At 63.6% G+C, this 8,402-nt stretch carries 7 protein-coding genes; all 7 read right to left on the bottom strand.

What is annotated here, in order from left to right:
* Positions 1–97: 97 nt before the first annotated feature.
* A complete protein-coding gene (locus NFW30_RS18370; protein WP_295353123.1) occupies positions 98–394 on the bottom strand; it encodes a DUF429 domain-containing protein in 297 nt (98 codons plus the stop codon).
* Positions 395–406: 12 nt separating this feature from the next.
* Positions 407–664 carry a hypothetical protein gene (locus NFW30_RS18375; protein ID WP_295353126.1) on the bottom strand — a complete coding sequence of 86 codons (258 nt, stop codon included), beginning with the start codon at positions 662–664 and terminating at the stop codon, positions 407–409.
* 3 nt (positions 665–667) lie between these two features.
* Positions 668–2,170 carry a class I SAM-dependent DNA methyltransferase gene (locus tag NFW30_RS18380; RefSeq protein WP_295353410.1) on the bottom strand — a complete coding sequence of 501 codons (1,503 nt, stop codon included), beginning with the start codon at positions 2,168–2,170 and terminating at the stop codon, positions 668–670.
* A complete protein-coding gene (locus tag NFW30_RS18385; protein WP_295353129.1) occupies positions 2,167–4,035 on the bottom strand; it encodes an RNA-binding domain-containing protein in 1,869 nt (622 codons plus the stop codon). The genes NFW30_RS18380 and NFW30_RS18385 overlap by 4 nt, the downstream gene beginning before the upstream one ends.
* A 193-nt stretch (positions 4,036–4,228) precedes the next feature.
* Positions 4,229–6,112 (bottom strand): DUF262 domain-containing HNH endonuclease family protein, encoded by a 1,884-nt coding sequence (locus NFW30_RS18390; RefSeq protein ID WP_295353130.1) that lies wholly within the window; start codon positions 6,110–6,112, stop codon positions 4,229–4,231.
* Positions 6,113–6,150: 38 nt separating this feature from the next.
* Complete coding sequence (locus NFW30_RS18395) at positions 6,151–7,542, bottom strand: restriction endonuclease subunit S (RefSeq protein WP_295353413.1); 1,392 nt, start codon at positions 7,540–7,542, stop codon at positions 6,151–6,153.
* A gap of 5 nt (positions 7,543–7,547) precedes the next feature.
* The coding region (locus tag NFW30_RS18400; protein WP_295372450.1) for a type I restriction-modification enzyme R subunit C-terminal domain-containing protein at positions 7,548–8,402 on the bottom strand (855 nt) is incomplete at its 5' end.

Consider the following 8,402-nt stretch of genomic DNA (forward strand, 5'->3'; position numbering starts at 1 on the left):
AACCCCTTCACCCTCGCCTGAAGCCGCGCACAGACCACCACCTGTGCCTCCGATGGATCCATTCTCGTGAGCGAAAAAGGGTCAGGTTTCGTGAGCGTCAAGGCACAGCCTTCTCGTCATCGCTCGCATTCTTGTATCCCGAGTGCTCCAGACCACGCGCCTTGAGCGTCGCGCCCGGATAGACCTCGATCGCAGCGACGCTCTCGAATTCTGGCGACCACGCGAGTGGAATCTGCTTTCCCGAGTGCTCTCTGAGGAGCCCCAAGACCTCCAGAGCACTGTGCGCCGCCCGCGCGATCCTGTCGGCAGCGACCTCCAGCGGCGTCTTGCCGATTTCCGCTGCGACGACCCTGTCCGTTTCTCGGCGGAAGAGTTCGGACTTCTCAAATCGCAACGGCACACCAGCCTAATGGCGGGCCAGAGCAGGTGGCAGTGCATCGGGCCACCCGAGTGGAGCATCAATGGCGACAAGCGCCCGTTCGGCGTCACGCAGCCGTGGGGCGATGACATCCTCGATGACATCCTTCAAGGCGTTCGGCCCGTTCCTGGTACGCAGGAGGCCGTGTGCGTCCACTTCGATACGTCCATCGACCAGGCTGCCCAACGCGTAGCCGAAATTCTCGAACTGCGATGCCGCGTCCAGGCCGACCAATAGCGTCTGCATTGCCTACGCCTCTCCGTCCGTCGACGTCTGGCCATTCAAGTCTGCCGCAATCAGCCGAAACTGTTCCAGCGCCGCCTCCAGATCATCCACGATCTCCTGCGCGATCACCTCCGGCAGCGGCAGGTTGTCACTGTCGGCGAGGCTCTCATCCTTGAGCCAGAAGATGTCCAGGCTGGCCTTGTCGCGAGCGATCAGTTCGTCGTACTCGTATACGCGCCAGCGCCCGGCCGGGTTGTCGGTACTCCACGTCGAGTGGCGCTGGTGTCGGTTCGCCGGGTGATAGAGCTCGACGAATTCATCCAGATCCGCGCGCTTGAGCGGGTTGGTCTTCAAGGTGAAGTGCTTGTTGGTGCGCAGGTCGTAGATCCAGAGCTTGCGCGTCCACGGCGTCTCGCTGGCCGGCTTCCTGTCGAAGAAGATCACATTGGCCTTGACGCCCTGCGCGTAGAACAGGCCGGTCGGCAGGCGCAGCAGGGTGTGCACGTCGCACTCGTGCATCAGCTTGCGGCGGATGGTCTCGCCGGCGCCGCCTTCGAACAGTACGTTGTCGGGCACCACCACTGCGGCGCGGCCGTGCGGCTTGAGCAGCGTCTTGATGTGCTGCACAAAGTTGAGCTGCTTGTTGCTGGTGGTGGCCCAGAAGTCGTCGCGCTCGACGATGTCCTTCTCGGTGGAGGTCCTGCCGTCCTCGCCGACGATCATCGTGCTGCTCTTCTTGCCGAAGGGCGGATTGGCCAGCACCAGGTCGAAGCGCTCGCCGGGGTCGGCCGCCAGCGCGTCGGCCACCTTGACGGGCACGCTCTTCTCCGAGCCGATGCCGTGCAACATCAGGTTCATCGCGCACACGCGCGCGGTGGCCTGCACTAGCTCCCAGCCGCGGAAGGCGCCTTCCTTGAGGTGGCGCTTCTCGTCGCGCGTAAGGTTGGGGTTGTGCTGCGTAAGGTACTGATGCGCGGTGAACAGAAAGCCGCCGGTGCCGCAAGCCGGGTCGCAGATCAGCTCACCGGGCCTGGGCGCGATGCAGTCCACCATCGCCTGGATCAGCGCGCGCGGCGTGAAGTACTGGCCGGCGCCGGACTTGATGTCCTGCGCGTTGCGCTCCAGCAGGCCCTCGTAGGCGTCGCCCTTGACGTCGGCGCCCATCGCCGACCAGTTCTCGGCGTCGATCAGGTCGACGATCACGCGCCGCAGCTTGGCGGGATCCTGGAACTTGTTCTGCGCCTTGCCGAAGATCAGCGCCAGCGTGCCCTGCTGCCGGCCCAGCTCTTCCAGCGTGTGGCGGTAGTGGTCGAACAGCGCATCGCCGTCCCTGGCCAGCAGCGCGGGCCAGGCGTAGGCGGCGGGGATGGGGCTCGGCTGGCGGTACGGCGGGCGGCTGCGCTCGTCGGCCATCTTCAGGAACAGCAGGTAGGTGAGCTGCTCGACATAGTCGCCATAGCTCATGCCGTCGTCGCGCAGGACGTTGCAATAGTTCCAGAGCTTCTGGACGAGGGTGGAAGTGTTCATTCGTTCGTCTTGTAGGCCTGCCCCGGATGGTTGGGCTTGCCAGGGACGCGAGCGCGCAGCCGACCGTCGCGCAGCATGGGGTTGATATAGTGGTTGCGCAGCGAGTCCGGGGCGCGATCGAGCAGCCGGGCCAATGTTCGAAGCGTCAGCCACTGCTGAGAACACAGCGCCAGGATGACTTGCTCCGCCTGCGCCTTGTTGGGCATCTTGCCCAGCTCACGCATAGGCGCAGCCAGTGCTGCCAGACGCGCCTCCTGTTCGGACCCCAAATGTTCGGACCCGGCTTCCAAATGTTCGGAGTCGGCAGCCAATTGTTCGGAGCTGGCATCCGAATGTTGGGAGCTCGGAGGGCCTCCGCCCGCATCCACCAACAAATCGGCACTGCGTTGCTTCGGCCAACGATACCGAGTTCCTCTGCCGTGGCCACTCTTCTCCAACCAGCCGGCGTCCACGAACTGCTTTAGCCGAACGCCGATCTCGCGCGGATGTTCAGCCCGGTACGGCTGGATGTCGGCATTGCCGATCTCGTCAAAGCGGTGCGCCAGCATCAGGATCACCCGGCCCAGTTCGTCCAAACCGCGGTAAGCGTCGCCGACGATCGCGCGCAACTCCTGCTCCACGTCACTGGGAATCATGCTGGCCAGCGGCAACCACACCTGCGTCATCTCGAGCGCCGGGTTCTCTGCCACCAGCGGGATCATCCAGTGCTGCTCGCGCCACGCGCGCAGGATCTTCTGGAAGCCCGAGCCTGCCTTCTCCCCCAAGCCGAGCATCTGGAACATCTTCTGCACGTTGGGGTTGCGCGGGTCGCTCACGCCGCCCTGGTACAGCGCCTCACGCGGGATGCGCAGCCGCCCCGGGTTGAAGAAGACGAACGCGTCCTGCCGCTTGATCACCGTGATCGGCCGCGACGACTGGTGATCGGCATGGATCAACGTGTTGACCAGGGCCTCGCGCAGGGCCTCGTGCACGTGTGTTTCGGCGATGCGCGTGGCCTGTGGGTCGAGCTTGAACGGTACGTCCAACCCTCCCACCAGGCGGGGGTACACGCGGTAGTAGAAGTTGAACAGGTTCGGTGCCCACTTGCCGTCCACGGTGATGCGATGGCTCCACCGCTGTTCCGGATCGGCCGAGAGCTGCTCCTGATAGTCCAGGTGGTAGTGCGACAACGCATCGAGCAGGCTTCGCTCGCTGCCGAACATCAGCAGCCCAGCCAGCGTGAGCCCCGCACGCCCACCCACCCGCTCGCGACGCCATCCACCCAGCCGCTCGATCAGCGCGCGATCATCCAGCGCCAGAAACGGGTGGTCCGGCTCGTGCGAGGCGAAGCGGTTACGATACGCCTTCAGCGACTCGGCATCCAGGTCTTCGAGACCGAAGCCTTCCAGCACCATGCCATCCTGCGGCTCGTCGCTCGCGTCGCGCAGCATCTGCCGCACCTCGGCCTCGGTGCAGTGGTAGTCGCCTTCGAAGTTGCGCTTGCAGGTGCCGGTCAGCGGGTTGCCGTTGACGAAGACGGGTCGCTGCGCGCGCGCCGCCCGGCGCACCCGGATCAGCAGCAGTTCGCGACCATCGATCGGCACCAGTTGCACGTCGTTCTCGGTACAGATGGCCGGGCTGAACTTCTGCGGGTTGTTGTGCCCATCCCAGAAGGCCTTGATCAGCTTGCCGGGCGAACGCACGCCAACGATCTCGTGCTTCTCGCCCTTCTCGGCGACGCCCAGCACCACCGTGCCGCCTTCGGTATTGGCGAACGCGGAGATTGTCTCCCACAGCGACTTGGGCAGGCCGCCCTCGGCGAGCTTGAACTCGACGTCCAGGTCTTCGCCGAGATCGAGGCGCTGGAGGAGGGTTTCGGTGTTCATGGGCGTAGGCACGAATGTCGTATCAGCGACACGACAGTTCGCAAACTGGGCGGTGCCGTCGCCCTGCCTGCGACAGCGCCGCAAAGATCAGCGCCAGCATGCCCGGTGGCTTGTCCAGCACTTCCACCGAGTAGCAGTAGCGGTAGTGGTCGAACAGCGTATCGCCGTCCTTGGCCAGCAGCGCCGTCGCGGTTCACGCTGGACCGCGCCAAAGATTGAGCGCGAACTCGAACAACTTCTCGCCACGAGCTTGGATTGCGTCCTCGTCCCATGTCTGTACGGCGGTGAGCGCGCGATTCAGCTGGAGGTGTGAATGCTCGAAGAATGCCTTTTGCTTCGCTGCAAACGCGTGGTTTTGCAGCGAACGATTCACACCGTAGTGAACCATTGTCAGGTTACCGATGCGACTGACGTAGCGCTCGCGTTTCGCAGCGGCGGCGGCCGATGGTTCGAGCGATTGCCCCGCGAGGTCAAGCAAGACAGCCTCGCGCGCCTGTTCCTCAGACACCTTGAGTCCATCTGCGATGCCCCAGTGCGCATACCACGATTGCGGAAGGATGTGATCAATGTCGAGCGCATCAAGCGACAGAGGCACACGTTCCTCCGTGCGCTCAGATCGCATGACCGTCTCCAAGCGATGGAACATCCCCCTCAGCTTGGCGGCGTCCAGCCGGCCTGGGTAAATCGCCCCGTCAAGCCAGTGCCGACGAAACTCTTCGTCGCGTGGCCAACGTGAGCCGTCGCCCGCCGGCTCGGCCAAGAGAGCTTGCAGAGTACGCACGTCGCCTCCGCCGTCCATCAGCTTCTTCAGAAGTTGGGCAAAGACTTTGTTGTAGTTCTTGCGCGTGAGACCGCAGACTGCGCGGCGTACCAAGTACGACTCGATCATGTCGAAGAGGGTTTGCTGCTCGGTGTCATCCAATCCCGACGTGGCGATACGCAGCGACAGCGAGTGCGTTGGCGACGCATCCCACGCAGCAACGCGGCGACCGAAAACTGCGATCGGAGACAGTCCCGCGCCGGTCGCCAGCGCCTTGTACGGGTCCGCAAACCGATTCAGAAACTCTAATTGCGCCTTCGCACCGAAGAGTGAAGCCTGCGAGTCCACGCATCGGCGGTAGCCCGCGTACAGCCGGCCGATGTCGATGTCATCGCCGGTCTCGGCCTGCACCGCAGTTTGCACGAACCATTCCAGTCGCGGTCGGTTCAGGCGCCCGCGAGACTGGCTCTCAGACCAAAGTGCCGACTCGTACTGGCTCCACAGGCTGCTGTAGAGCTGGTCCGCATCGCTGCCCGCTCTCATGAAGATGAAGTTGCGAATGAGGTCGGTTGCGTGTAGCTCGGCACCATGTCCGTTCAGGGTCTCGAAAATAACTTGAGCGTCGTCCTCTTCGCCAAGCGAAATACAGACGATTGAGAGGTCCGTCAGCACTGCGGAGGCCAGTGCCAATGTCCGGGCCGCTGCATCCGATTCGCTGGTGTCGTTGACCCACTCCAGCATCGACTCGCGGAAGAAGTAGATTGCATCCAGAGCGGGCGGGTGATCCACGCCCACTTTCTTCAGCCAACCGGCCTTGGTAAAACTCTCAGGAAACCTCTCCCGCCAGTCCTGCATCGTGGCAGCGGTCATCGCATCCACGTATTGCTTCCGATCACGGAACGTAGGCCAAAGCTTGAAGTACTCGATCTCCCGGTCCTCCATCGTTTCCGGGTTCGGATTCACGAGGCAACCTTCGATCAATGGCAGGAGCCTTGTTTGGCCGAGTTCGCGGAGCACGTGACAGACGGCCGTGAGCACATACTGGAGCGTCGTGAGTCTCTGCTGGCCATCGATGATGTGGAATCTCTCGACACCAAGGAGGCCGGGCTTCTTCTGTGGCTCTAGTACCACTGCACCCATGAAGTGAGGCACAGCCTTTCCACCTGACAGGCGTGAATCGGCCTTGTCGCGAATGTCTTCCCACAACCGCCCCCACTGATCCTCTCGGTTCCATACGTACGGACGTTGGTAGAAGGGAACGCGGTACTGCCGCCTGTCCTGGTAAACCTGTTGCACGGAGAACGTTCTGGAGTCCATGGCGTGTTGGTCGATCGTCGATGTTCAGTGGAAGGGACTCAGCCTGCGAAGGCTTGAGCAAGGGCCGCCTGCCGCAGCGCCTGCGCGCGCTTGAGGTTCGCGTCGACCTCGGCCTCGACCTCGCGGACGATGGAGAGGCGGCGGTCGACTTCGGAGACGATCCGGCGTTGCTCGGTAGCCGGAGGGATGGGTACCGGAAAGGGCGACAGCTTCGTCATGTTGATCGAGGCCAGATTCGTGGTCTGCTTCCCTTCACGAAGGAAGTAGTCCTTGCCGAACGTGTTGCCCCACCAGGAGATGAGCTTCCCTGAAACCTCGGCCAGGTACGGCCGGGCGCGGAAGACATGGTTCTGGTGGATGCACTCCGCAAGCTGGCCCTCCCAGATCCAGCCGCGGCCGAGCTTGTCTCGGTCGCCGCCTTCGTTGAAGAGGATGTCGCCCGGCTGAAGACGGAGTTCTTCGACATCGGCTTGCGGCGCCTCGATCTCCTTGACCTCGTCCAGATCAAGGTACCCGCGCTGCACGTTCGCGACGCGGAGATACGGAACCGAGCGCGCCGTTGAATCACGGCGCTTCTTGTCGACAGTAATGCCGCCCTTCAGCGCCGCGACCGCATCCAGCCTGGCCCATGCCCAGCCTTCCGGCAATGGCGGCAGCCCTTCGACTCCTGGGGCTGCCGGTTCTTGGTAAATGCCCTTGCCTATCCACCTGCGACGCCGCTCCAGGAGCACACGCGCGAGTAGCTGGCTGCCGGTTTCGAAGCTCTCGCCCTCGCGGTCCCGCAGTTCGGCCTCTGTTTGGACCAGCTGGCCCTCGACCGCAGCCCTGAGCACGGCGGCCTCGTAGCGCTTGAGGTTGGCCTTGACGCGCTTGAGGTTGGCGACGGCTTCGTCGAGGCGGGAGAACTGCTTTTCGAGTTCGGCGACGATACACGCCTGAACAGCGAGCGAAGGAAGCGGAACTTCCAGCGACTCCAAGTCACCGCGCCGGAGATTGTTGATGTTCACCCCGAGCGCCTTCTGGCTAATCTGGCGCCAGTAGGAGGGCGCTTGCAGGAACAGCGCCAAGTAACGCGAGTGAATGCCAGGTCGCGGACGAATCGTCGCGCAGAAGGCGCCGAAGGAGCCTTGCCAAGCCGCTGGCAGCTGACCCGATTTGCCAACGAGGTGCTTGCTTCCGCTCGACGTGGCGACAACGATGTCGCCCGGGCGGAGAAGTTGATCGGCAGAGACATTGCGCTCCGCTACGAAGACCAGATCGGAGTCGAGGACCAACTTCGCGTCCTGGATGTTCGTTGCACGGAGCACCGGAACGAAACCAAGCGCAGGCTCCTCGCGCGCGTCCGCCTTGGGATACGAGACACCGCGAACGAGGTCTGCCATCTCGGACAGAGGCACGATGGGCACCGGCCCGACCACTTCTGCAAGCATAGCGCTCACGCTACCAACTCCCGATTCAACTCATCGATCACCTTCGGCAGCTCGGCACCAAAGAGCTGATGTACGCGACCCAGCCCACCGCGCTGATCGAACGGGGCGTATCCGAAGTCTTCGGCCTCGATGCCGAGGTTGCTGGCGATGTGCTCGGCCATCTTCTCCAGCCACCAGCGCTGCTCGTCGGTGAAACCCTTGCCCGCCGCCTGCTGCTGCGCCAGCCATGCGTTGAAGTTGGCAATGACCTTTTCGGGGTAAGGCACGAGTTCGTTGTCCTGGTGCATCGCGTAGCGCACCAGTGAGACCAGGTCGGTCAGGATGCGGCGGCGGCGCGCGCCCTTGACCTTGCCTTTGTCCAGCGCGGCGTAGGCCTGCCAAAGCTGGCTTTCGGTCCACAGGTGCGGCGGGGCCTGCAGCGTGTCGGCCAGCGCCTTCAGGTCTTCGAACTTCAGCGGCGCCTTGGTCGGGCGGTTGTAGAGGATCTGCAGCGCGGTGATCTCGTCTCGGTGCTGGGCGATGAAGGCTTCGAAACTCTGCACGATACCCTGCGCGCGCTCGCGCGCGGCTTCGGAGAAATCGGCCCCGATCAGGCGATCCTGTGTGACGGTGTCGATCACCAGTTCCCTCTGCTGCTTCAGGGTGAGGATCAGCGTGCGCAGCGTGGGGTTGGAGAACGGCTTGACGGCATGGCGCAGCGCGGCCTCGGCCTCCTGTGGTGAGCGATCTTCGCGCGGGTCCAGCGCCTGCACAATGCCTCGCGCGAGTTCCTTCAGGCCCAGGCCGCCGGCTTCGGTCACCACCCTGGCGCGCTCGGCGTCGGTGAGCTGCGCGTCCAGCCGCGCCAGGCGCACGGCCAC

The sequence above is a fragment of the Accumulibacter sp. genome (genome assembly GCF_023806635.1).
Classification (GTDB): Bacteria; Pseudomonadota; Gammaproteobacteria; order Burkholderiales; family Rhodocyclaceae; genus Accumulibacter.